This window comes from Actinomadura sp. J1-007, from assembly GCF_009793335.1.
GTDB classification, from domain to species: domain Bacteria; phylum Actinomycetota; class Actinomycetes; order Streptosporangiales; family Streptosporangiaceae; genus Spirillospora; species Spirillospora yumaensis.
Genome location: NZ_WING01000003.1, coordinates 1,200,955 through 1,227,130, shown reverse-complemented (window position 1 = coordinate 1,227,130; position 26,176 = coordinate 1,200,955). Strand labels below are relative to the sequence as shown.

The 26,176-nt window shown below is 75.4% G+C and carries 3 protein-coding genes; all 3 read left to right on the top strand.

The features are described from left to right. The first annotated feature begins 73 nt into the window (after positions 1-73). The 3 genes from GEV43_RS46570 to GEV43_RS46560 are packed head-to-tail and all read left to right on the top strand — an operon-like array spanning position 74 to position 26,166. Positions 74-7,384, top strand: coding sequence for a type I polyketide synthase (locus tag GEV43_RS46570; protein ID WP_206681762.1), 7,311 nt, complete (start codon positions 74-76; stop codon positions 7,382-7,384). Further along, positions 7,385-14,038, top strand: a complete 6,654-nt coding sequence (locus tag GEV43_RS46565) for a type I polyketide synthase (RefSeq protein ID WP_160826942.1) — start codon at positions 7,385-7,387, stop codon at positions 14,036-14,038. Continuing rightward, positions 14,035-26,166 carry a type I polyketide synthase gene (locus GEV43_RS46560; RefSeq protein WP_160826941.1) on the top strand — a complete coding sequence of 4,044 codons (12,132 nt, stop codon included), beginning with the start codon at positions 14,035-14,037 and terminating at the stop codon, positions 26,164-26,166. The genes GEV43_RS46565 and GEV43_RS46560 overlap by 4 nt, the downstream gene beginning before the upstream one ends. Positions 26,167-26,176 lie beyond the last annotated feature (10 nt).

Below are 26,176 nucleotides of genomic sequence, written 5' to 3'. Positions count from 1 at the left end.
TATTGTCCCGGGGGCAAGCGGGCCTGCCCAACGTATTGGCGGGGCTTTAGAGCGGCGACCCACGATGGGCGGCGTGCTCACAACCCAAGCGGGGATGCCGTCCGACCGCCTCCGTTCCCCGGGAACGGACGCGGCCGCGGACGGCGGCGCGGGCGACGGCGCGCGGCGGTGGTTCGGCGGGTTCCTTGAGGCGGTGGACGGGTTCGACGCCGGTTTCTTCGGCATCGCGCCGCGCGAGGCCGTCGCGATGGACCCGCAGCAGCGCCTGATGCTCGAAGTGGCGTGGGAGGCGCTGGAGGACGCGGGGATCCCGCCGGAGACGCTCGCGGGCAGCCGTACCGGCGTGTTCGTGGGGGCGATCTGGGACGAGTACGCGGCGATCCTCCGACGGTCCGGGCCGGGCACGGGCGAACGGCACGCCATGACCGGGTCCCACCGCAGCATCATCGCCAACCGCGTGTCCTACGTCCACGGGCTGCGCGGCCCGAGCATGACCATCGACACCGCCCAGTCGTCCTCGCTGGTCGCCGTGCACGCCGCGTGCGAGAGCATCCGGAACGGGGAGTGCTCGCTGGCGCTCGCCGGCGGCGTCAACCTCATCCTCGGCGAGGACGGCATGGAGGCCGCCGCCGCGCAGTTCGGCGGGCTGTCCCCGGACGGCCGCTGCCACACCTTCGACGCCCGCGCGAACGGCTTCGTCCGCGGCGAGGGCGCCGCGACGGTCGTCCTGAAGCCGCTGGACGCGGCGCTGATCGACGGCGACCCGGTGTACTGCGTGATCCGCGGGAGCGCCGTCAACCACGACGGCGCCGCGGACGGCCTGACGGTGCCGAGCGCCGCCGCGCAGGAGGACGTGCTGCGCCTGGCGTGCGAGCGGGCCCGCGTGGCGCCGGGGGACGTCCAGTACGTCGAGCTGCACGGCACCGGCACCCCGGTCGGCGACCCGGTCGAGGCGGCGGCGGTCGGCGCGGCGCTGGGCGCGTCCCGCGCGCACGGCGCCCCGCTGCGGGTCGGCTCCGCCAAGACGAACGTCGGCCACCTCGAAGGCGCCGCGGGGATCGTCGGGCTGCTCAAGGCGGTCCTCAGCGTCGCGCACCGCGAGCTCCCGCCGAGCCTCAACTTCACCGCGCCGAACCCGCGGATCCCGCTCGCGGAGCTGGGCCTGCGCGTCCAGGACGAGCTGACCGCGTGGCCGTGCCCGGACCGGCCGCTGATCGCGGGCGTCAGCTCGTTCGGCATGGGCGGGACCAACTGCCACGTGGTCCTCACCGAACCGCCCGCGACCGCCGCGGAGGTACCCGCGACCGGCGGCGCGACGCGCGCGGACGAGCCCGGCACCGCCGCCGGGAGGCCGGCGGCGCCCGTACCGTCGAACGAGACGCCCCCGATCGTTCCCTGGACGGTTTCGGGGAAGAGCGCGGCGGCGCTGCGAGCCCAGGCGGACCGGCTGCGCGAGCACGTGGAGGACCGTCCCGGCCTGGACCCGGCGGACGTCGGGCACGCGCTGGGCGCGACCCGTTCCGCGTTCGCCCACCGCGCGGTGGTCCTCGGCGGCGGCGCCGATGAGCTGCTCGGACGGCTGGGCGCGCTGGGACGGGGCGAGGACGCGCCCGGCGTCGTCCACGGGACCGTGAACGGTGGCGGCGTCGCGGTGCTGTTCAGCGGCCAGGGCAGCCAGCGCCCCCGCATGGGCCGCGAACTGTACGACGCGCACCCGGTGTTCGCCGCGGCGCTGGACGAGGCGTTCGCCTGCCTGGACCCGATGCTGGACCGGCCCCTGCGCGAGGTGGTGTGGAGCGGCGACGCCGCGCCGCTGGACCGGACCGCCTACACGCAGCCGGCGCTGTTCGCCGTCGAGGTCGCCCTGTACCGGCTGGCCGAGTCGTGGGGCCTGCGCCCCGGCCACCTGATCGGCCACTCGGTCGGCGAGATCGCCGCCGCGCACGTCGCCGGGGCGCTGTCGCTGCCGGACGCGTGCACGCTGGTCGCCGCGCGCGGACGGCTCATGCAGGCCGTCACCGCGCCCGGCGCGATGGCGGCCCTGCGCGCGACGCCGGACGAGGCGGCCGAGCTCGTCGCGGGCCGCGGCGGCCTCGGCGTCGCCGCCGTCAACGGCCCCGCCTCCGTCGTGATCTCCGGCGACCGCGACGCCGTCCGCGACGCCGCCGCGGCCTGGCGCGACCGCGGCGGGAAGGCCACGCTCCTGCGGGTCAGCCACGCCTTCCACTCGCCCCACATGGACGCGATGCTCGACGAGCTGCGCGCCGTCGCGGCGGGCCTGGCGTTCGCCGCGCCCGCCATCCCGGTCGTGTCCAACGTGACCGGCCTCCCCGCGACCGCCGAACGGCTCGCGTCCCCGGACTACTGGGCCGAGCACGCGCGCCGCGCCGTCCGTTTCATGCCGGGCGTGCGGTACCTGTGCGGCGAGGGCGTCACCACGTTCGTGGAGCTGGGCCCGGACGGGCAACTGGCGGCCATGGCCCGCGAGTCGTTCCCCGGCCCGTCCACCGAGGGACCGGACGGCCGGCCGCGTCCGGCGGCCCGCCCGGTGGCGCTGGCGGCGCTGCGCCGCGACCGCCCCGAGACCGCCACGTTCGCGACGGCGATGGCCGAGGCGTACGTCCGCGGCGGCGTGGACCTCGACTGGGACCGGATCTTCGCGGGACGCGCGCGCACGCGGGTGGACCTGCCGACGTACGCGTTCCAGCGCGAACGCTACTGGCCGGGCTCCCTGCCCCGCCCCGAAGCCGTCCCGGCCGGGCAGCCGGGGCCGGGGCCGGAGGCGGGTCCGGTTCTGGAAGCCGAGCCGCCTTCGCCGCTGGAACGCCTCGCGGGGCTCTCCGAGCCCGAACGGCGGCGCGCCCTGCTGGACCTGGTCCGGACGAACGCGGCCGTCGTCCTCGGGCACGCGTCGGGCACGGCGATCGACGCGGACCTGACGTTCAAGCAGCTCGGCTTCGACTCGATGGCGGCCGGGGAGCTCAGCGAACGGCTCGGCGCGGCCACCGGCCTGCCGCTGCCCGCCACGCTCACGTTCGACCACCCGACCCCGCTGGACGTGGCCGCGCACCTGAACCGGCGCGCCACCGCGACTCCGGACGGGACGTCCCGGCAGGACGCGCCGGCGGCCGGCCGGAGCGCGGCGGACGACCCGATCGCCGTCGTCGCCATGAGCTGCCGCTACCCCGGCGGCGCCACGACGCCCGAAGCCCTGTGGGACCTCGTCGCCGCGGGACGCGACGTGATCGGCGGCTTCCCGGACGACCGCGGCTGGGACCTGGCCGCCCTGTTCGACCCGGACACGGACCGGGCGGGCACCACCTACGCCCGGGAGGGCGGCTTCCTGTACGACGCGGCGGAGTTCGACGCGGAGTTCTTCGGGATCAGCCCCCGCGAGGCGCAGGCCATGGACCCGCAGCAACGCCTGCTGCTGGAGACGTCCTGGGAGGCGTTCGAACGGGCGGGCATCCGCCTCGGCGCACTGAAGGGCAGCCCGACCGGCGTTTTCGTCGGCGCGACCGCCCAGGACTACGGCCCGCGGCTCCATGAGGCCCCCAAGGGACTCGACGGGCACCTGCTGACGGGCGCGACGCCGAGCGTGGCGTCCGGCCGGGTGGCCTTCACCTTCGGCCTGGTCGGACCCGCGGTGACGGTGGACACGGCATGCTCGTCGTCCCTGGTCGCGATGCACCTGGCCGCGCAGGCGCTGCGCCAGGGCGAATGCGACCTGGCCCTGGCCGGCGGAGCGACCGTGCTCGCCGCCCCCGGCATGTTCACGGGTTTCTCGCGTCAGCGCGGCCTGGCTCCGGACGGCCGCTGCAAGCCGTTCGCCGCGGCGGCCGACGGAACGGGCTGGGCGGAGGGCGTCGGCCTCGTACTGCTGGAACGCCTGTCGGACGCCTTGCGAAACGGCCGCCGCGTCCTGGCCGTGATCCGCGGCTCGGCGGTCAATCAGGATGGTGCGAGTAATGGTTTGACGGCTCCGAATGGTCCGTCGCAGGAGCGTGTGATTCGTCAGGCGTTGGCGTCTGCGGGGTTGTCGTCGTCGGATGTGGATGCGGTGGAGGCGCATGGGACGGGGACGACGCTGGGTGATCCGATCGAGGCGGGCGCGTTGTTGGCGACGTATGGGCGGGGTCGTTCGGGTGGTCGGCCGTTGTGGTTGGGGTCGGTGAAGTCGAATATCGGTCATACGCAGGCGGCTGCTGGTGTGGCTGGTGTGATCAAGACGGTGATGGCGATGCGGAACGGTTCGCTTCCGGCGTCCCTGCATATCGATGAGCCGTCCCCGCACGTGGATTGGAAGTCGGGCGCGGTACGTCTGCTGACCGAGCCGATGGAATGGCCGACCGAAGATGACCGTCCGCGTCGGGCCGCGGTGTCGTCATTCGGCATTTCTGGAACGAACGCCCACCTGATTTTGGAAGCACCTCCCGAGCCGGACAGCGAGCCCGAACGACCTGCGCCGATGGACGTCGGCCCGCTCCCGTGGGTGCTGTCAGCGAGAAGCGAAGAGGCGTTGCGGGGGCAGGCGGCGGCGCTGGCGTCCCAGGTGCGCGTGTCGGATGACGCGCCGTTGGATGTGGGTTGGTCGCTGGCGGCGTCCCGTTCGAATTTCGAGCGTCGTGCGGTGGTCGTCGGGACCGGACGCGATGAATTGCTGGCCGGTTTGGAAGCTGTGGCGAGCGGTGAAGTGCGTTCTGTTGCGCCTTCCAGAGTCGGCGCGGGCCCGGTGTTGGTGTTCCCGGGTCAGGGTTCGCAGTGGGCCGGTATGGGTGCGGGGTTGCTGGATTCCTCGCCGGTGTTCGCGGAGCGTGTTGCTGAGTGTGAGCGTGCGTTGGCTCCGTTTGTTGATTGGTCGCTGTCGGACGTCCTGCGTGGCGACGGGGCGGAGTTGGCGCGGGTTGATGTCGTTCAGCCGGTGCTGTGGGCGACGATGGTTTCGCTGGCGGCTGTGTGGGCGTCTTATGGTGTCGTTCCGTCTGCGGTGATTGGTCATTCGCAGGGGGAGATCGCTGCCGCGTGTGTGGCTGGGGCGCTGTCGCTGGAGGCCGGCGCCAGGATCGTGGCGTTGCGGAGTCGGGCGTTGCGGCGGTTGGCCGGTGGCGGTGCGATGGCTTCGCTTGGTGTCGGTGTGGACGCCGCGCAGGAGTTCCTGTCTGCGGATGTAGCGGTGGCGGCGGTGAACGGACCGTCGTCCACGGTGGTGTCGGGCCCGCCTGAGCAGGTCACCGCAGCGGTGGCCCGTGTGGAAGCTGCCGGGTATCGGGCGCGGCTCATCGACGTTGATTACGCCTCGCATGGGCCGCAGGTCGATGAGATCACCGACGAATTGCATGAAGTCCTCGCGGGCATCGAGCCCGCACCGACAACAGAAGTGGCGTTCTATTCGACCGTGTCGGGTGGGCGGATCGACACCACGAGCATGGACACCGGTTATTGGGTGACCAATCTTCGGGAACGGGTGCGGTTCGCGGATGCCGTTCGGGAGTTGGCGGGCGACGGGCATCGGGTGTTCATCGAGGCGAGCCCGCATCCCGTTCTGACGCTCGGCACGCAGGAGACGCTGGAAGAGGCCGGGACCGTTGCCACGGTGGTGCCGACGCTGCGCCGTGACCACGGTGGTCGGCGGCAGCTCGCGGACGCGCTGGGGCAGGCGTTCGCGGCGGGGGTGGAGGTCGACTGGTCGCGGTGGTTCACCGGTGATCGGGCTCCGCGGCTTGTCGAGTTGCCTACGTACGCGTTCCAGCGCAGGCGCTACTGGCTGGACGGCCGGAGCGGGCCCGGCGGCGATCCGGAGAGCCTGGGGCTGGCGTCGGCCGGGCATCGGCTGCTGGGCGCGGCCGTCGAGCACGCGGGCGCGGACGCGTGGCTGCTCACGGGACGGCTCTCGACGCGGACGCAGCCGTGGCTGGCGCAGCACTCGGTCGCCGGGACGGTCGTCGTGCCCGGTGCGGCGCTGGTCGAGTGGGCTTTGCGGGCGGCGGACGAAGCGGGTTGCGGCGGAGTGGACGAGCTGACCCCGCGGGTTCCGCTGGTGCTGGCCGGTCCGGAGCCCGTACGGGTCCAGGTGGCCGTGGACGCGGCGGCGGACGACGGGACTCGCGACGTACGGGTGTACTCCCGGCCCGACGGCGACGAGGAAGCGGAATGGACCTGTCATGCGGAAGGCGTCCTCTCAGCGGGGTCGCCTGAGCCCGCGCCCGAGCCCGAGCCGGGTGGCGGCGGGGCGTGGCCTCCGCCGGGCGCCGAGCCGCTGGCCGCCGATGACGTCTACGAACGGTTGGCGGAGGCGGGATACGACTACGGGCAGGCGTTCCAGGGCGTGCGGGCGCTGTGGCGGCAGGGCGCGGACCTGCTCGCGGACCTCGTGCTGCCCGAGGCGGCCGGGGGGCCGGGAGGGTTCGGGATCCATCCCGCGCTGCTGGACGCCGCGTTGCATCCGTCGCTGCTCGACGCCGGTCCGGCCGGGGACGGCCGGGTGTGGCAGCCGTTCGCTTGGAGCGGGGTGTCGCTGTGGGCGGCGGAGGCGACCGCGGTACGGGTCCGGCTGACCCCGCACCACGGGGAGCAGGGCGTGCAGGTGGCCGTGGCGGTGACGGACGCGCTCGGCGGGCCCGTCCTGGACGTCGCGTCGGTGGTGATGCGCCCGGCGGACGTTCGGTGGCTCCGCGAGGGCGGTCACCGCGCCGGGCGGCGGGCGTCCACGGCCGCCGGGGGCACTACGCGTGTGCGGCGTGCGGTGGCCGCCGGCGGCGGGAACGGTTCGTCCGTCGACTGGGCCGACCGGCTGGCCGGGCTCGCCGAGGACGAACGGCGCCGGCTGGTGCTCGACCTGGTGCGTACACATGCCGCGACCGTGCTGGGCCATGCCGAGCCCGACGCGGTTCCGACCGGGACCAGCTTCAAGGAGATGGGGTTCGAGTCGCTGACGGCCGTCGAGCTGCGCGACCGGCTCGCCGCCGCGACCGGGCTGCGCCTCCCGGCCGCGCTGGTTTTCCGTTATCCGACGCCGGACGGCATCGCCGATCACCTGGTGGAACGCCTCGTCGCGAAGGAGCAGACACCGCCCAACGGACGCAACGGCGGACGCGCGGGCGAAGGCGGAAACGGCGGCGAGCGCGGAAACGGGAACGGGCACCGCTCCGTGACGGGCGTCGGTTCGGTCCTCGGCGAGCTGGACAGGCTGGAGGACACCCTGGCCGGGTTCGTTCCGGAGAACGGCGACTCCGGCGCGGTCACGGCCCGGCTCGAACGGCTGCTGACCAAGTGGAAGGCGGCGGCGCGGAACCCGGCGGGCGAGCCCAGCGCCGCCGAGCGGCTGGAGTCCGCGTCCACGGATCAGGTCCTTGACTTCATCGAGAACGAGCTTGGGGTGTCCTGAATGGCGAACGAAGAGAAGCTGGTCGACTATCTCAAGCGCGTCTCCGCGGAGCTGCACGACACGCGCCGTCGCCTGAGCGAGGTCGAGGACCGGGCCAACGAGCCGATCGCCGTCGTCGGCATGGCGTGCCGGTTCCCCGGCGAGGTCCGTTCGCCCGAGGACCTGTGGGACCTGCTCGTCTCCGGAAAGGACGCCATCGGCGACTTCCCCGACGACCGCGGCTGGGACCTCGACGGCCTCTACCACCCCGATCCCGCGCATCCCGGCACCAGCTCCACGCGGCAGGGCGGATTCCTGTACGACATCGACCGGTTCGACGCGGGATTCTTCGGGATCAGCCCGCGTGAGGCGCTCGCCATGGACCCGCAGCAGCGCGTCCTGCTGGAGACCGCCTGGGAGACGTTCGAACGGGCCGGAATCGACCCGTTCTCCCTGAAGGGCACCTCGACCGGCGTGTACGCGGGGGTGTCCAGCCAGGACTACCTGGCGCGGGCTCCGCGGATCCCCGAGGGCTTCGAGGGGTACGCGACGACGGGCAGCCTGACGAGCGTCGTGTCCGGCCGGGTGGCGTTCACGCTCGGGCTCCAGGGCCCGGCCGTCACCGTCGACACGGCGTGCTCGGCGTCGCTCGTCGCGATCCATCTGGCGTGCCAGGCGCTGCGGCAGGGCGAGTGCACGCTCGCGCTGGGCGGCGGCGTCTGCGGGCTGGCGACCCCGGTCATGTTCACCGAGTTCTCGCGGCAGCGGGCGCTGTCCCCGGACGGGCGGTGCAAGTCGTTCGCGGCGGACGCGGACGGCACCGGGTTCTCCGAGGGCGTCGGGCTCGTCCTGCTGGAACGGCTGTCGGACGCGCGCCGCAACGGCCACCGCGTCCTCGCGGTGGTCCGCGGCTCCGCCGTCAACCAGGACGGCGCGAGCAACGGCCTCACCGCGCCCAACGACGTCGCGCAGGAACAGGTCATCGAGCGGGCGCTCACGGCCGCGCGGCTCGCGCCGTCCGAGGTGGACGCGGTGGAGGCGCACGGGACCGGCACCCGCCTCGGCGACCCGATCGAGGCCGAGGCGCTCATCGCCACCTACGGCCGGGACCGGCCCGCGGAGCGCCCCCTCTGGCTCGGCTCCGTCAAGTCGAACATCGGGCACACGCACGCCGCGGCGGGCGTGGCCGGCCTGATCAAGATGGTGATGGCCCTGCGGAACGAGACGCTCCCGGCCAACCTGCACCTTTCCGAGCCGACCCCGCACGTGGACTGGGACACCGGCGCGGTGCGCCTCCTCACCGCGCCGGTGCCCTGGCCCCGTGACGACCGTCCGCGCCGCGCGGGCGTGTCGTCGTTCGGCATCTCCGGCACGAACGCCCACCTGATCGTGGAAGAGGCCCCCGAGCCGGCGGATCCGTCCGAGGCGGCTGCCCCGCCCGAGCCAGACTCGGGGGCGGTGGTGCCGTGGGTGTTGTCGGGGCGGAGTGAGGAGGCGTTGCGGGGTCAGGCTGCCGCGTTGGCTGCTCGGGTGGGCGGTTCGGAGGGTTGGGCTGCGGCTGATGTGGGCTGGTCGTTGGTGACGACGCGTTCGGTGTTCGAGCACCGTGCCGTGGTCGTCGGCTCGGAACGCGACGAACTGCTGGACGGCTTGAAGGCGCTGGCGGCGGGCGAGGCGCACCCGAACGTGGTCCATCCGGGGAGCCCGGCCGTGAGTGGCGCGAACGCGCGAGGCCCGGTGCTGGTGTTCCCGGGCCAGGGGTCGCAGTGGGCCGGTATGGGCGCGGAGCTGCTGGATTCCTCGCCGGTGTTCGCGGCCCGGATCGCCGAGTGCGAGTGTGCGCTCGCTCCGTTCGTTGACTGGTCGCTGTCGGACGTCCTGCGGGGCGACGGCGCGGAGCTGACGCGCGTCGATGTCGTTCAGCCGGTGCTGTGGGCGACGATGGTGTCTCTCGCGGCCGTGTGGGCGTCGTACGGTGTCGTTCCGTCCGCCGTGATCGGTCACTCGCAAGGGGAGATCGCCGCCGCGTGTGTGGCCGGGGCGCTGTCGTTGGAGGACGGCGCCAGGATCGTCGCCGTGCGCGGCCAGGAGCTGCGGCGGCTCTCCGGGCGGGGCGCCATGGCCTCGCTCGGGGTGGGGGAGGAGCGCGCCGGGGAACTCGTCGAAGGCGACGTCACGGTCGCGGCGGTGAACGGGCCGTCGTCGACGGTGGTGTCGGGCCCGCCCGAGCAGGTCGCCGCGGTGGTGGCCCGCGCGGAGGCCGCCGGGCACCGGGCGCGGACGATCGACGTCGACTACGCCTCGCACGGCCCGCAGATCGAGCTGATCGGCACGGAGCTGACCGAGAAGCTGGCCGGGGTGCGGCCCGTGCGCGCGGACGTGGGGTTCTACTCGACGGTGACGGGCGGCCGGATCGACACCGCCGGGCTCGACACCGTCTACTGGGTGACCAACCTGCGGCTGCGGGTGCGGTTCGCCGAGACCGTCCGGGCGCTGCTGGACGACGGGCACCGCGTGTTCATCGAGGCGAGCCCCCATCCCGTGCTGACGGTCGGCCTGGAGGAGTGCTTCGAGCAGGCCGGGACCGCGGCCGTCGCCGTCCCGACGCTCCGTCGCGGCGACGGCGGCGCGGGGCAGGTGGCGAAGGCGGCCGGGCAGGCGTTCGCCGCCGGGGCGCGGGTGGACTGGACAGGCTGGTTCCGCGGCCGTCCGGCGGCCCCGCGCGTGGTCGATCTGCCGACGTACGCGTTCCAGCGCGAGCGGTACTGGCTGGAGGGCCTGAACGGCGACGGCGGCGATCCCGCCGGGCTCGGGCTCGTCCCGGCCGGGCATCCGCTGCTGGGCGCGGCGGTCGAGGTCGCGGACGGCGACATCCACCTGCTGACCGGCCGCCTTCCGGGCAACGGGAACGCGGGCTGGCTGGCCGACCACCGGGTGCTCGGGACCGTCCTGGTGCCGGGGACGGCGCTGCTGGAGTGGGCGCTGCGCGCCGCCGACGAGGCCGGCTGCGGCTCCGTCGAGGAACTGGTGCTGCACGAGCCGATGGTCCTGCCCGGCGGGAGCGGCGGGAGCGGCGGCCTGCGCGTGCAGGTGGTCGTCGGCGCGGCGGGCGAGGACGGGCGGCGCGAGGTCCGCGTCAGCTCCCGCCCCGGCCAGGAGGACAGCGCAGGCGAACGCGGAGGCGAGGCGCGCGACTGGGTGTGCCACGCGTCCGGCGTGCTCGCCCCGGAAACGACCGTTCCGGCCCCGGGGCTGGACGGGATCTGGCCGCCTCCGGGCGCGGAGGCCGTTGACGTGAGCGACGTCTACGAACGCGTCGCGGCGTCCGGCTACGAGTACGGCCCCGCGTTCCAGGGCCTGCGGGCGCTGTGGCGGCACGGGACGGACCTCCTCGCGGAGGTCGCGCTGCCCGACGCGGCGGGGAAGCCGGACGGTTTCGGCGTCCATCCCGCGCTCCTCGACGCCGCGCTGCACCCGGCGCTGCTGGAGGACGGCGACGACGACGCGGAGGGCGGCGGCGAGCGCCGGGTGTGGCTGCCGTTCGCCTGGAACGGCGTGTCGCTGCGGGCGGACGGGGCGACCGCCGTCCGGGTCCGACTGTCTCCCGAGGGGGACGGCGCGGACGAGCGGAAGGTACGCGTCACGGTCGCGGACGCCGTCGGCGGTCCCGTCCTGGACGCCGAATCCGTGGTGATGCGCCCGGCCGACATCGACCGCTTGAAGTCGGCGGGCCGTCCCGGCGCGGGAGGAGCGGAAGGGCTCTTCACCGTCGAATGGACGGCCCTGCCCGAGCCCGCCGCGGAACCGTCCGCCGAGGACGACACCGACCACGTCACGCTCGCTCCCACCGCCTCCGCCGAAGACGGCGCCTCGTACGCGGGGCTCGACGGGCTGGCGGCGGCGCTGGACGGCGGCCTTCCCGCGCCGTCGGTCGTCCTCGCCGAGGTCGGCGCCGTCGCGGACGCGCTCGCGCTGGTGCAGCGGTGGCTGGCCGAGCCGAGGCTGTCCGAGGCGCGGCTGGCGGTCGTGACGCGCGGAGCGGTCGCGTGCGAGAACCCCGTACCGGACGGCGCGGGGGTGTGGGGCCTGGTCCGCAGCGCCCAGGCGGAGAACCCTGGACGGTTCGTGCTCCTCGACGTCGGCGCCGAAGCCGACGCCGGAGCCGACGCCGGCTCCCGCGCCGAACAGGCTGAGGCCGTGCGGCGGGCCGTCCGGGCGGGCGAGCCTCAGGTCGCGTGGCGCGACGGGCGGCTGCTCGTGCCGCGCTGGGTGCGCGCGGGCGAGCCGGTCGGGATCGTTCCGCCGCCGGGGGAGCGGGCGTGGCGGCTCGGGCTCTCGGGGACGGCGACGCTGGAGAACGTGTCGGCGACGGCGTGCCCGGAGGCGCTGGAGCCGCTGGAGCCCGGTCAGGTGCGCATCGACGTCCACGCGGCCGGGGTCAACTTCCGCGACGTGCTGATCGCGTTGGGGATGTATCCGGGCGACGCGGCGTTCGGCGGCAGCGAGGGCGCGGGCGTGGTGACGGAGGTCGGCCCGGACGTCGCGGGGCTGGCGGCCGGGGACCGGGTGATGGGCCTGTTCGACGGCGCGTTCGGGTCGGTCGCGGTGGCCGACGCGCGGATGGTCGCGCCCGTCCCGGACGGCTGGGACCTCCGGCAGGCCGCGGCGGCGCCGGTGGCGTTCCTGACCGCCTGGTACGGGCTCGTCCACCTGGGCGCGCTGCGGCGCGGCGACAGCGTGCTGGTGCACGCCGCGACCGGCGGCGTCGGCATGGCGGCGGTGCAGGTCGCGCGGCACGTGGGCGCCGAGGTGTACGCGACGGCGGGACCGGCCAAGCACGGCGTGCTGGACGGCATGGGCATCGACGAGGCGCACCGCGCGTCGTCCCGCGACCTGGACTTCGAGGACGCCGTGCGCCGCGCCACGGGCGGCCGGGGCGTGGACGTCGTCCTCAACAGCCTGTCCGGGCCGTTCACCGACGCGTCGCTGCGGCTCCTCGCGGACGGCGGCCGGTTCGTCGAGATGGGCAAGACGGACGTCCGCGCGCCCGACCCCGCGTCCGACGGGATGGCCGAGGGCGTGGCGTACCGGGCGTTCGACCTGCTCGCCGACGCCGGGCCCGACCGGATCGCGGAGATGCTGTCCGAGCTGGCGGGGCTGTTCTCCAGCGGCGCGCTGCGGCCCCTGCCGGTGCGGGCGTGGCCGCTCGGCCGCGCGCGGGACGCGCTGCGGCACATGAGCCAGGCCCGCCACACCGGGAAGCTGGTGCTGGACGTCCCCGCGACGCCGGACCCGGACGGCACCGTCCTCATCACCGGCGGGACGGGCACGATCGGCGGCGAGGTGGCCGTGCACCTGGCGCGCGACTGGCGCGTCCGGCACCTGCTGCTCCTCAGCCGCAGCGGCCCGTCCGCACCGGGCGCGGACGCGCTCGCCGAACGCATCCGGGAGCTCGGGGCCGAGGCCGCCATCAAGGCCGTCGACGTCGCCGACCCCGTCGCGCTGGACGAGGCGATCGCCGCGATCGACCCGGCGCATCCGCTGACCGGGATCGTCCACGCCGCCGGGACGCTCGACAACGCGCTGGTCACCTCCCTCACGCCGGACGCGCTGGCCGGGGTGTGGGACGTGAAGGCCGGAGCCGCCGCGCACCTGCACGCCGCCACCGCCGGGACGCGGCTCGGGCTGTTCGCCGTGTTCTCCTCGTTCGCGTCCACGCTGGGGACGCCGGGCCAGGCCAACTACGCCGCCGCCAACGCGTACTGCGACGCGCTCGCCGCCGCGCGCCGCGCCGAAGGGCTGCCCGGCCTGTCGGTCGCCTGGGGGCTCTGGGCGACGGCGAGCGGACTCACCGGCGGGCTCACCGAGGCCGACACCGCGCGCATCCACCGCTACGGCATCCGCCCGAACGGCACCGAAGAGGGCCTCGCGCTGCTCGACGCCGCCCAACGGCACGGCGGCCCGGAGGTCCTCGCGCTCAACTTCGACGCCCGCGAACTCGCCGGACGGCCCCCGGACACCCTGCCCGCCCCGCTGCGCGGCCTCGCCGCGACGGCCGCCGCCAAGCCGGGCGGCGTGCCGGGCCGTCCCACCGCCGCGGGCGGCGAACGGCCGACCGACTGGACGGCGCGGCTCGCCGGCCTGCCCCCGTCCGAACGGCACCGCACGCTGCTCAACCTCGTGCGGACCCACGCCGCGGCCGTCCTCGGCCACGCCGACGCGGGGCTCGTCCGCGCGGACGCCTCGTTCAAGGAACTCGGCTTCGACTCGCTCACCGGCGTCGAGCTGCGCAACCGCCTGTCCGCCGCGACCGGGCTGCGCCTGCACGCCGCGCTGGTCTTCGACCACCCGGAGGCGGGCGCGCTGGCCGACCACCTCCTCGAACTGCTCGCCCCGGACGGCGCGCCACCCGCCGGCGCGGACGCCACCGCGCCGGTGCTGGGCGAGGTGGCGCGGCTGGAGAGCACCCTGTCCGCCGTCGCCGCCGGGGCCGTGTCCGCCGACGCGGTCACCGCGCGGCTGGAGGACCTGCTCGCGAACTGGAAGGCGGCGCACGCGCCCGACGGCGGCACCGGCGGCGACGGCGACGCGGACGGCGCGGAGGAGAGGCTCCGGGTCGCCGACGCGGGCCAGATCCTCGACTTCATCGACAACGAGCTGGGCGTGAGGCCGTGAACGAAGAGAAGCTGGTCGACTACCTCCGGCGCGTCACCACCGACCTGCACCACACCCGCAAGCGGCTCAGCGAGGTCGAGGACAGGCAGCGCGAGCCGGTGGCCGTGGTGGACATGGCGTGCCGGTTCCCCGGCGGGGTCCGTTCGCCCGAGGACCTGTGGGAGCTGGTCGCGTCGGGCCGGGACGCGATGGGCGCCTTCCCCGAGGACCGCGGCTGGGACCTGGACCGCCTGTTCCACCCCGACCCCGACCATCCGGGGACCAGCTACGCTCGCGCGGGCGGGTTCCTCTACGACGCCGCCGAGTTCGACCCCGAGTTCTTCGGGATCAGCCCGCGCGAGGCGCTGGTCCTCGACCCGCAGCAGCGCCTGCTGCTGGAGGTGTCGTGGGAGGCGATGGAACGGGCGGGCATCGACCCGTCCACGCTGAAGGGCTCCCGCACCGGCGTGTACGCGGGCGCGGCGCTGCCCGGCTTCGGCACCCCGCACATCGACCCGAGCGCCGAAGGCCACCTGGTCACCGGGAACGCCCCGAGCGTCCTGTCGGGCCGCCTCTCCTACACCTTCGGCCTGGAGGGGCCGGCGGTGACGATCGACACGGCCTGCTCGTCGTCGCTCGTCGCGATCCACCTCGCCTGCCACGCGCTGCGGCAGGGCGAGTGCACGCTCGCGCTCGCGGGCGGCGTGACGGTGATGGCCGTCCCGAACGTGTTCACCGAGTTCGCGCGGCAGCGCGGGCTGGCCGCCGACGGGCGCTGCAAGCCGTTCGCGGAGGCCGCCGACGGCACCGCGTTCGCCGAGGGCGCCGGGATGCTGCTGCTGGAGCGGCTGTCGGACGCCCGCCGCAACGGCCACCCCGTCGCGGCGGTGATCCGCGGCTCGGCCGTCAACCAGGACGGCGCCAGCAACGGCCTGACCGCCCCGAACGGCCCGTCCCAGCAGCGGGTGATCCGGCAGGCGCTGGAGGCCGCGCGGCTCGCCCCGTCCGAGGTGGACGCGGTGGAGGCGCACGGGACCGGCACCCGGCTCGGCGACCCGATCGAGGCGAAGGCGCTGCTGTCGGTCTACGGCGCGGACCGGGACGCGGGCCGCCCGCTCCGGCTCGGCTCCTGCAAGTCCAACCTCGGCCACACCCAGGGCGCCGCGGGCGTCGCCGGCGTGATCAAGATGGTGCTGGCGCTGCGGCACGAGCGGCTCCCCGCGACGCTGCACGTGGACCGCCCGACCCCGCACGTGGACTGGGACTCCGGCGCGGTGCGCCTCCTCACCGAGCCCGCCGGGTGGCCGCGCGGCGGCGACCGCGCGCGCCGGGCCGGGGTGTCGTCGTTCGGCATCTCCGGAACGAACGCGCACCTGATCCTCGAAGAGCCCCCCGCCGAGAACGCCCAGGACGCCGAGCACGCCGAGCACGCCGAGCACGCCGACGACGCCCCGGCCGCCTCCGCCGGGCGCGCCGCGAACGAGGCCCGCGGGCCGATCCCGTGGGTGCTGTCGGGACGCACCGGGCCCGCCCTCGCCGAGCAGGCCGCCGCGCTCGCCGAGCACGTCGCCGCCCGTCCCGAGCTGCCCGCCGCCGACGTGGCCTGGTCGCTCGCGCGGACGCGGACGCCGTTCGAGCACCGCGCGGTCGTCCTCGGCGACGACCGGGACGCGCTGCGCGACGGGCTCGCCGCGCTGGCGGACGGCCGGGACCATCCGGACGTGACGCGCGCCGCGGGCCCTGCGGGGCCGGGCGGGACGGCGTTCATGTTCACCGGGCAGGGCAGCCAGCGGCCCGGCATGGGCCGCGACCTGCACCGGACGTTCGCCGCGTTCGCGGAGGCGTTCGACGAGGCCGCCGCGCACCTGGACCCGCTGCTCGGCCGGTCGCTGCGCGACCTGGTGTTCGCCGACGGCGGCACCGCCGAGGCCGCCGACCTGGACCGCACCGGCGTGACCCAGGCGGCGCTGTTCGCGGTGGAGACCGCGCTGTTCCGGCTGGTGGAGTCGTTCGGCGTCGTCCCCGCCTACCTGACGGGCCACTCGGTGGGGGAGATCGTCGCCGCGCACGTCGCGGGCGTGCTGTCCCTCCCGGACGCCTGCGCGCTGGTCGCCGCGCGGGGCGGGCTGATGCAGGCGCTGCCCGAGGGCGGCGCGATGGTCGCCGTCGAGGCCCCCGAGGACGAGGTGGCGCCGCTGCTCGCCGGGCTGGAGGACCGCGTCTCGCTGGCGGCGGTGAACGGCCCCGCCTCCGTCGTCGTGTCGGGCGACGGGACGGCCGTCGAGGAGGCCGTCCGCCCGCTGCGGGAACGCGGCCTGAGGGTCAGGCGGCTGCGCGTCAGCCACGCGTTCCACTCCCCGCTCCTCGGTCCCATGCTGGACGGCTTCCGCGAGGTCGTGAGCGGTCTGGCGTTCGGGCCGCCGGAGATCCCGCTGATCTCCAACCTCACCGGCGAGCCCGCCGACGCCGGACTGCTCGGCGACCCGGAGTACTGGGTGCGGCACGCCCGGCGGACCGTCCGGTTCCACGACGGCCTGCGCACCCTCCGCGCGGAGGGCGTGACGCGCTACCTGGAGCTCGGCCCGGACCCCGTCCTCACCGCCATGGCGCAGAAGTCCCTGGCGGACGACGGCCCCGCCCCGGCGTTCGCCGCCGCCATGCGCAAGGGCCGCGACGAGCCCCGCACGTTCCTCACCGCCCTCGCCGCGACGCACGTCGACGGCGGCGACGCCGACTTCGCCGCCGCGCTCCCGGCGGGCGCGGGACGCGTACCGCTGCCCACCTACCGGTTCCAGCGCAGGCGGTACTGGCGGCCCGTGCAGGACGCGGCGGCGGAGGTGAGCGCGTCCGGCCTGCGCCCGACCGGCCACCCGCTCCTCCAGGCCGCCGTGGAACCGGCGGACGGCGGGCTGCTGCTCGCCGGACGCCTGTCGCCCCGCACGCACGGCTGGCTCGCCGACCACGCCATCGCGGACGGCGCGCCGCTGCCCGCGACGGCGTTCCTGGAGTTCGCGCTGGTCGCGGCCCGGCGGACCGGCTGCGACGCCGTCGAGGACCTCAGCCTGGAGACGCCGCTGCCGCTGCCCGACGCCGAACCCGTGGACCTCCAGGTCGCGGTCGGCGGCCCGGACGGCGCGGGCCGCCGCCCGGTCACCATCTACTCCCGCCCGGTGGACGACGCGCACGACGACCCCGACGCGCCCGCGGCGGCGCGCCTGGACGACCTCGGACCCGCGAACGGCTGGCGCCGCCACGCCGCCGGAACCCTCGCCGGACCCGACCCCGACCCCGACCCCGCCCCGGCCGCGCCCGCGCAGTCCGCCGCTTGGCCCCCGGAGGGCGCGGACGAGATCGACGCGGCGGAGCTGTACGAGCGGCTGGCCGACCAGGGCTACCGGTACGGGCCCGCGTTCCGCGGGGTGCGCGCCGCGTGGCGGCTCGGCGACGAGCTGTTCGCGGAGGTGCGCCTCGCGCCCGACCAGCACGCCGACGCCGCCGCGTACGCCGTCCACCCGGCCCTGCTCGACAGCGCGCTCCACCCCGTGGACGAGCTCTACGAGCACGACGGGAGCACGGTCCGGCTGCCGTTCTCGTTCGGCGGCGTGCGCCTCCACGGAACGGGCCGCACGCGGCTGCGGGTCCGGATCACGCCCGGCGACGCGGACGTGCTGTCGCTCGCGCTCACCGACGACGACGGCGCCGCCGTCGCGTCCATCGGGTCCCTCGGCCTGCGCAAGGTCCCCGCCGGACGGTGGAACGGCGCCGCGCCCGCCGACGACGCCCTGCACCGGCTGGCCTGGCACCCCCTCCCCGTACCGGACGGCGGGCCCGGAACCGCCCGCCCCGCCGACGACTGGGCCGCCATCGCCGCGGCCGGCCCGGACGCGACCGGTCCGGCTGCGGACGGCCTGAGTGCGGACGGCTTGGGTGTGGTCGCGCCGGACGCCGTCCACCCGGACCTCGCCGCGTTGAAGACCGCGCTGGCCGACGGGCGCCCCACTCCCGCCGTCGTCCTCCTCCCGCTCCCGACCGGCGGGCCCGACGCCGCCGAGCCCGTCGCGCGGGCCCACGACGCCGCGCGGCGCGGGCTCGAACTGCTCCAGGAGTGGCTGGAGGAGGAGCGGTTCGCCGCGGCGCGGCTGATCGCGGTGACGCGGGGCGCGGTCGCCGCCACCGGCGACGACCCGCCCTCCGACCTGGCGGGCGCGCCGCTCTGGGGACTGGTCCGCGCGGCGCAGGCCGAGTACCCCGACCGGATCGTCCTCCTCGACCTCGACGGCGAGGACGCCTCCCGCGACGTTCTGCGGGGCGCGGTCGCCGCCGCGATGGAGAACGGTGAGTCGCAGCTCGCGGTGCGTTCGGGAGACGTCCTGGTCCCGCGGCTCGTTGACGCGGCGGAACGGGACGCGGACGGAACCGCGCCGGCACTCGACCCCGACGGGACCGTCCTGGTCACCGGCGGGACGGGGGCGCTCGGACGGCTCGTCGCGCGGCACCTCGTGACCGCGCACGGAGCGCGGCACCTGCTGCTCACCGGGAGGCGCGGCCCCGCCGCGGACGGCGCGGCCGAGCTGGAGGCGGAGCTCGCCGGGCTCGGCGCGGACGTGCGCGTCGCCGCCTGCGACGCCGCCGACCCGGACGCGCTCGCCGCGCTGCTCGCCTCGGTGCCCGCCGCGCACCCGCTGACGGCCGTCGTCCACGCCGCCGGGATCGTGGACGACGGCGTGATCACCTCGCTGACGCCCGGACGCCTCGCCGCCGTGCTGGCGCCGAAGGCCGACGCGGCCTGGCACCTGCACCGGCTGACCGAGGGGGACGACCTCGCGGCGTTCGTGCTGTTCTCGTCCGCCGCGTCCGTCCTCGGCAACGGCGGCCAGGCGAGCTACGGCGCGGCGAACATGTTCCTCAACGCCCTCGCCGAGCACCGCCGGGCCGGCGGGCGTCCCGCGACGTCCCTGGCGTGGGGCCTCTGGGAGGCGTCCGGCGGGATGGCCGAGGACCTCGCCGCCGCCGACCGCGCCCGCATCACCCGCTCCGGCGTCGCCGCGATGCCGCCCGGCCGCGCCCTCGCCCTGCTCGACGCGGCGCTCGCCGCGCCGCACCCGACGCTCGTGCCGGTCGCGTTCGACCGCGCGGCGCTGCGGGAGCAGGCGGCGGCGGGGACGCTGCCGCCCGTCCTGCGCGGCCGGGTCCGCGTGCCGGCCCGGTCGCCGCGCGGGCCCGCGGCGTCCTCCTTCGCGGCGCGCCTCGCCGGGCTGCCCGCCGAGGAACGGGACCGCGCCGTCGCCTCCGCCGTCCGCGACCAGATCGCGACCGTGCTCGCGCACCCCGAACCCGAGGCCATCGACCTCAACCGGGCGTTCCAGGAGCTCGGGTTCGACTCGCTCACCGCCCTGGAGCTGCGCAACCGGCTGAACGCGGCCACGGGCGCGGCCCTGCCCGCCACCGTCATCTTCGACCACCCGACCCCCGAGGCACTGATCCGCGCCGTCCGCACCCGCCTGGACGGCGCGGCGGGCGGGCGCGCCGTCCGGGCCCCGGTGAACGGCGCGCCGCGCGCAGCGGCCGCGGACGACGGCGAACCGATCGCCATCATCGGCATGGGCTGCCGCTACCCGGGCGGCGTGACGTCCCCGGAGGACCTGTGGGAGCTGGTCGCCTCGGGCGCGGACGCGATCGGGGAGTTCCCGGCCGACCGCGGCTGGGACCTGCCGGGCCTGTTCGACCCCGACCCCGACCGGCTCGGCCACAGCTACACGCGCGAGGGCGGGTTCCTGTACGACGCGGCGCGGTTCGACGCCGGGTTCTTCGGGATCAGCCCGCGCGAGGCCGTGGCGATGGACCCGCAGCAGCGGCTGCTGCTGGAGACGGTCTGGGAGGCGTTCGAACGCGCCGGGCTCGACCCCGCGGACCTGCGGGGGAGCCGCACCGGCGTGATCGCGGGCGTGATGTACGACGACTACGGCAGCCGGTTCCTCGGCCGGACGCCGCGCGCCGTCGAGGGCCGCCTCATGACGGGCAGCACGCCGAGCGTCGCGTCCGGCCGCGTCGCCTACACCTTCGGCCTGGAGGGCCCCACCCTGACGGTGGACACCGCGTGCTCGTCGTCGCTGGTGGCGATGCACCTCGCGGCGCAGGCGCTCCGCCGGGACGAGTGCACGCTGGCCGTGGCGGGCGGCGTCACGGTGATGGCGACGCCCAACACGTTCGTGGAGTTCTCGCGCCAGCGCGGCCTGGCCCCGGACGGCCGCTGCAAGTCGTTCGCCGCGTCGGCGGACGGCGTCGGCTGGGGCGAGGGCGCCGGGATGGTCGTGCTGGAACGGCTGTCGGACGCGCGCCGCAACGGCCACCGCGTCCTCGCGGTGCTGCGCGGCTCGGCGGTCAACCAGGACGGCGCGAGCAACGGCCTCACCGCCCCGAACGGCCCGTCGCAGGAACGCGTCATCCGCGCCGCGCTCGCCGGAGCCGGGCTCGCGCCGTCGGACGTGGACGCCGTCGAGGCGCACGGCACCGGCACGACCCTCGGCGACCCGATCGAGGCGCACGCGCTCCTCGCCGCCTACGGGCAGGACCGCCCGGACGGCCGTCCGCTCTGGCTCGGCTCGGTGAAGTCGAACATCGGCCACACCCAGGCCGCCGCGGGCGTCGCCGGCGTCATCAAGATGGTCATGGCCATGCGCGAGGGTTCGCTCCCCGCCTCCCTCCACATCGCCGAACCGTCCCCGCACGTCGACTGGACGGCGGGCGCCGTGCGCCTCCTCACCGAACCCGTCGAATGGCGGAACGGCGACCGTCCGCGCCGCGCCGGGGTGTCGTCGTTCGGCATCTCCGGGACCAACGCCCACCTCATCCTTGAGCAGGCCCCCGACCCCGCGGAGACTCCCGCGCCCGAGGGCCCGGTCATCCTGAACGGCGCGGCGAGCGCCGAGGCGGAGACAGGAACGGGCGATACGGGCGATACCGGGGTGCCGGACCTCGCCCTGGTCCCGTGGACGGTCTCGGCGCGCGACCCGGACGCCTTGCGCGGCCAGGCCGCCGCGCTCGCCGCCCACGTCTCCGCCCGGCCCGGCCTCCCCGTGGCGGACGTGGCGTGGTCGCTGCTGAAGACCCGGTCGTCGTTCCCCCACAAGGCCGTCGTGGTCGGCGAACGCCCCGCGGAACTCGTCGCGGGACTGGAGGCGCTCGCGGCCGGCGCCGACGCCCACCCGGCCCTGACCGGGCCGGGAGCACCGGCGGCCCCCGGCCGGCTCGTGTGGCTGTTCAGCGGCCAGGGAAGCCAGCGCGTCGGGATGGGCGCCGACCTCTACGTGCGGTTCCCGGCGTTCGCGGAGGCGTTCGACGAGGTGTGCGGCCACTTCGACGAACGGCTCGGACGCCCGCTCGGCGAGGTCGTCTTCACCGGCCCGGCGGACGTCCTGGACCACACCACCTACGCGCAGGCGGGCCTGTTCGCCCTCCAGGTCGCGCTGGCCCGCCTGCTCGGCACGGCCGGGATCCGCCCGGACGCCGTGATCGGCCACTCCATCGGCGAGGTCGCGGCGGCGCACGTCGCGGGGGTCCTCGACCTCCCCGATGCCTGCCGCCTCGTCGCGGCCCGCGCCGGGCTGATGGGACGGCTCCCGTCCGGCGGCGCGATGACCGCCGTCGAGGCCACCCCGGACGAGCTCGCGGACGACCTCGAACGGCTCGGCGGCGGCCTGGTCGCGGTCGCCGCGCTCAACACCCCCGGCAGCACGGTGATCTCCGGCCCGGCCGAGCCCGTCGCCCGGATCGGCGCGCGGTGGGCCGAGCGCGGCCGCAGGACCCGTTCGCTCACCGTCAGCCACGCCTTCCACTCGCCGCTGATGGACCCCGTCCTGGACGAGTTCGCGACGGCCATCGACGGCCTCGCCTACCGCGAACCGGCCATCCCGCTGATCAGCAACCTCACCGGGCTGCCCGCCGACGAGCGCATCACCACGCCCGCCTACTGGGCCGAGCACATCCGCCGCCCCGTACGGTTCCACCCCGCGGTCGCGCACGTCGCCGCCGACGCCGCCGCGTTCCTCGAACTCGGCCCCGACCCCGTCCTCGGCACCGCGACCCGGCGCACCCTCGACACCCTCGATGCCGGCGGGGACCCGGCCGGCGGGCCACCGGTCCTGGCGACCCTCACACGGAAGCAGCCGGAGATCCGCTCCCTCGCGAACGCCCTGGCCGGCCTCCACGTCACCGGCGTCCCGGTGGACTGGGCCGCGGCCTGGTTCCCCGCCGAGCCCGCCCCGCGCGCCGTGGACCTGCCCACGTACGCGTTCCAGCGGGAACGGTTCTGGCTCTCCGCCGACGCCGGAGGCGAGGACGCCGCCGGACTCGGCCTGACCCCCGCCGGGCACCCGCTGCTCGGCGCGGCGATGGACCTGGCGGGCGGCGGCGGCCACGTGCTGACCGGCCGCCTGACGCGCCGGTCCGGGGCGTGGCTCGCGGAGCACGTGGTCGCCGGGACGACCCTCCTGCCCGGCGCGGGCGTCGTCGAATGGGCGCTCCGCGCGGCCGACGAGGTCGGCTGCGGCGGAGTGGACGAGCTGACGCTCCGCGCCCCGTTCGTCCTGCCCGACACAGGCGGACTGCGCGTCCAGGTCGTGATCGGCGCGCCCGGTGAGGACGGCCGCCGCGACCTGCACGTCTACTCCCGCCTCGACCAGGACGGCGAGGCCGCGGAATGGCTGTGCAACGCCGAAGGCGTCCTCACCCCGGAAACCCCCGCCGACCCCGGACCGGAACCGGGCGGCCCCTGGCCCCCGCCGCACGCGGAACCCGTTGACGTCGAGGGCTTCTACGAACGCGCCGCGTCCGGCGGCTACGACTACGGACCGTCGTTCCAGGGCCTGCGGGCGCTGTGGCGCGCGGGCGACGACCTGTTCGCCGAAGTGACCCTCCCCGAAGCGGCCGGCGACGTCGCCGGATACGGCATCCACCCCGCTCTACTGGACGCGGCGCTGCACCCGCTGTTCCTCACGGGCCTGTTCGGCGGAGACCCGTCCGGAAACCGCATCTGGCTGCCGTTCACCTGGAACGACGTGTCGCTGCGGGCCGGCGGGGCGACGGCCGTCCGCGTGCGGCTCTCCCCGAACGAGGACGGCGACACCCTGCGCCTGACCGTCACCGACCCGTCCGCCGCGCCGATCCTCACCGTCGGCTCGCTCGTGATGCGCCCCGCCGACGCCGACCAGCTCCGGGCCGCCGCGCGCCAAGGCGACACACGCGGCCTCTTCACAGTCGACTGGACACCCGTCCCCCTGCCGTCCGCCCCTGCGGACGCGCCCGAACGAGACGACGCAGGCGAATGGGCCGCTCTGGGCCCGGACACGCTACCGCCCGGCCTGGACGCCTACCGCGACCTCCCGACCCTCCTGATGGCCCTCGACGCAGGCCAGCCCCCGCCGTCCCACGTCCTGACCACCATCCCCCCGGAGCCCCCGCCCGGCCGCACCGAAACCGACGTCGCGGCGGACACGCTGCTGCTCCTGCAAGCCTGGCTGGACGAGCCGCGCCTGGCGGATGCGCGCCTGGTGGTGGTGACCCGGGGCGCGGTCGCGTCCGACGTCCCCGATCTGGCCGGTGCAGGGGTGTGGGGCTTGGTACGCAGCGCGCAGGCGGAGAACCCCGGTCGCTTCGTCCTCCTCGACCTCGAAACGGCCCCGGACGGCGATGTCCTCGAACTCGTCCGACGCGCCCTGCACACCGACGAACCGCAACTGGCCGTACGCGGCGGCCAAGCGCTCGTACCCCGGCTGGCCAGAGCGGACCGCCCGGCCGAACTGACCGCCCCCGCGACCCGCGCGGGCTGGCGCCTCGGCGCCGAACGCCCGGGAACCGTGGAGAGCGTCACGATCGTCCCCGCCCCCGAGGCCCTCGAACCGCTCGCCCCCGGACAGGTGAGGATCTCCGTCCGCTCCGCCGGACTCAACTTCCGCGACACCCTCATCGCGCTCGGCATGTACCCAGGCGGCGGCGTCTTCCAAGGCAGCGAGGGCGCCGGCGTGGTGACCGAGGTGGGTCCGGGCGTCGCCTCGGGCCTGTCGGTCGGTGATCGTGTGATGGGTCTGTTCGAGGGAGCGTTCGGCCCGGTGGCGGTGGCGGACGAACGAATGGTCGTTCGTCTTCCGGATGGTTGGGATTTCCGTTCCGGTGCCGCTGTGCCGGTGGTGTTCTTGACCGCTTGGTACGGCTTGGTGGAACTGGCCGGGTTGAAGTCGGGTGAGTCGGTGTTGGTTCATGCGGCGACGGGTGGTGTGGGTTCGGCGGCGGTGCAGATCGCCCGCCATCTGGGTGCGGAGGTCTTCGCCACCGCCAGCCCCGGCAAGCACGCCGTCCTTGAGTCGATGGGTATCGATGCGGCCCACCGCGCCAGTTCCCGCGACTTGGACTTCGAGCGGACGTTCCGCGACGCGACGGGTGGTCGTGGTGTTGATGTGGTGCTCAATAGTTTGGCGGGGGAGTTCACCGATGCGTCGTTGAGGTTGGTGGCTGAGGGTGGTCGGTTCCTGGAGATGGGCAAGACCGACATCCGCGAACCCGAACACATCGCCGCGGAGTACCCTGGCCTCTCCTACCGGGCCTTCGACCTCGTCACCGACGCCGGACCCGACCACGTCGGGGAGATGCTGGCACGGCTCACCGAACTGTTCAGCGCCGACACCCTACGGCCGCCGCACGTTGAGGCATGGCCACTGGCCCGCGCTCGCGAGGCTTTGCGGGTGATGAGTCAGGCCAAGCACACCGGCAAGCTCGTTCTGGACATCCCTCCGACTTTGGACCCGGACGGCACCGTGCTGATCACCGGCGGCACGGGAACACTGGGCGGTCTGGTCGCCGAACATGTGGTCGGGACGTGGGGTGTCAAGCGGTTGGTGCTGGCCAGTCGTCGTGGCCTGCAAGCCCCGGGCGCCGACGAACTGGTCGAGCGCCTCACCCGAGAGTTGGGCGCGCAGGTACGGGTCGTCGCGGCCGATGTGTCCGACGCCGACGCCGTCACCGACCTCATCACCGCGACCGACGCCGACCCCGCGCACCCCCTCACCGGCCTCATACACACCGCCGGACTCATCGACGACGCGGTGATCGGCTCCCAGACACCCCAACGCCTCCACCACGTCTGGAACGCCAAAGCCACCGCCGCACACAACCTCCACACCGCCACCCGACACCTCCCCCTCGCCGCGTTCGTCATCTTCTCCTCGGCCGCCGGGACGATCGGGAGCGCCGGGCAGGCCAACTACGCCGCCGCCAACGCGTACTGCGACGCGCTCGCGGTTCGGCGGCGTTCGCTCGGGCTGCCGGGGGTGTCGGTGGCGTGGGGGCTGTGGGAGTCCAGCAGCGGGATCACCGGCCACCTGGGCGACGCCGACCTCGCGCGGATGGGCCGCTCCGGCTTCCGGCCGCTCACGGACCGGCACGGCCTGGCCCTGCTGGACGCGGCGAGCAGGCACGGCGCCGCTCATCTCGTCGCGGTGGACCTCAGGACGAGCGCGCTGGCGGGTCAGCCCGCGGAGAACGTTCCGCCGATGCTGCGGACGCTCGCGGCGACCGCCTCGGCCGGGGGCGCGGCGGCGCGGCCGACGGCGGGCGGTGTGCGGCGGCCCGCCGACCTGGCCGCCCGGCTGGCGGCGCAGTCCCGGACGGAGCAGGAACGCACGCTCCTCGGCCTCGTCCGGACGCAGGCCGCCACCGTCCTCGGCCATCCGAACCCCGACGCCATCCGTCCCGACAACTCGTTCAAGGAGCTGGGCTTTGACTCCCTCACCGCCGTCGAACTGCGCAATCGGCTCGCCGCGAGCACGGGGCTGCGCCTGCCCGCCTCGCTCGTCTTCGACTATCCGGAGGCGGCGGTCCTCGCCGACCATCTGCGACGCAGGCTCGCGCCGAACGGCGAGAGCGCGCCGGCGCAGGACGCCGTCGATCCGCTGCTCGGGGAGCTGGGGCGGATCGAGAGCGCGCTGGCCGCGCTCGCCCTGGACGACGAGGCGCGGAGCAGGGTCGCCAGGCGGCTCAACGGGCTGCTTTCGGCGGTGAACGGCGGTTCGAACGCTTCGGCGGAGACGGGCGGGTTCGACGACGTCGAGTCCGCGTCCGACGACGAGATCTTCGAGCTGATCGACAGGGAGCTCTGAGCGTGCGCAT

Bases quoted from the DNA above. Each gene is read 5' to 3' on its own strand.
- GEV43_RS46565 (WP_160826942.1), top strand. From the start codon at position 7,385: ATGGCGAACGAAGAGAAGCTGGTCGACTATCTCAAGCGCGTCTCCGCG.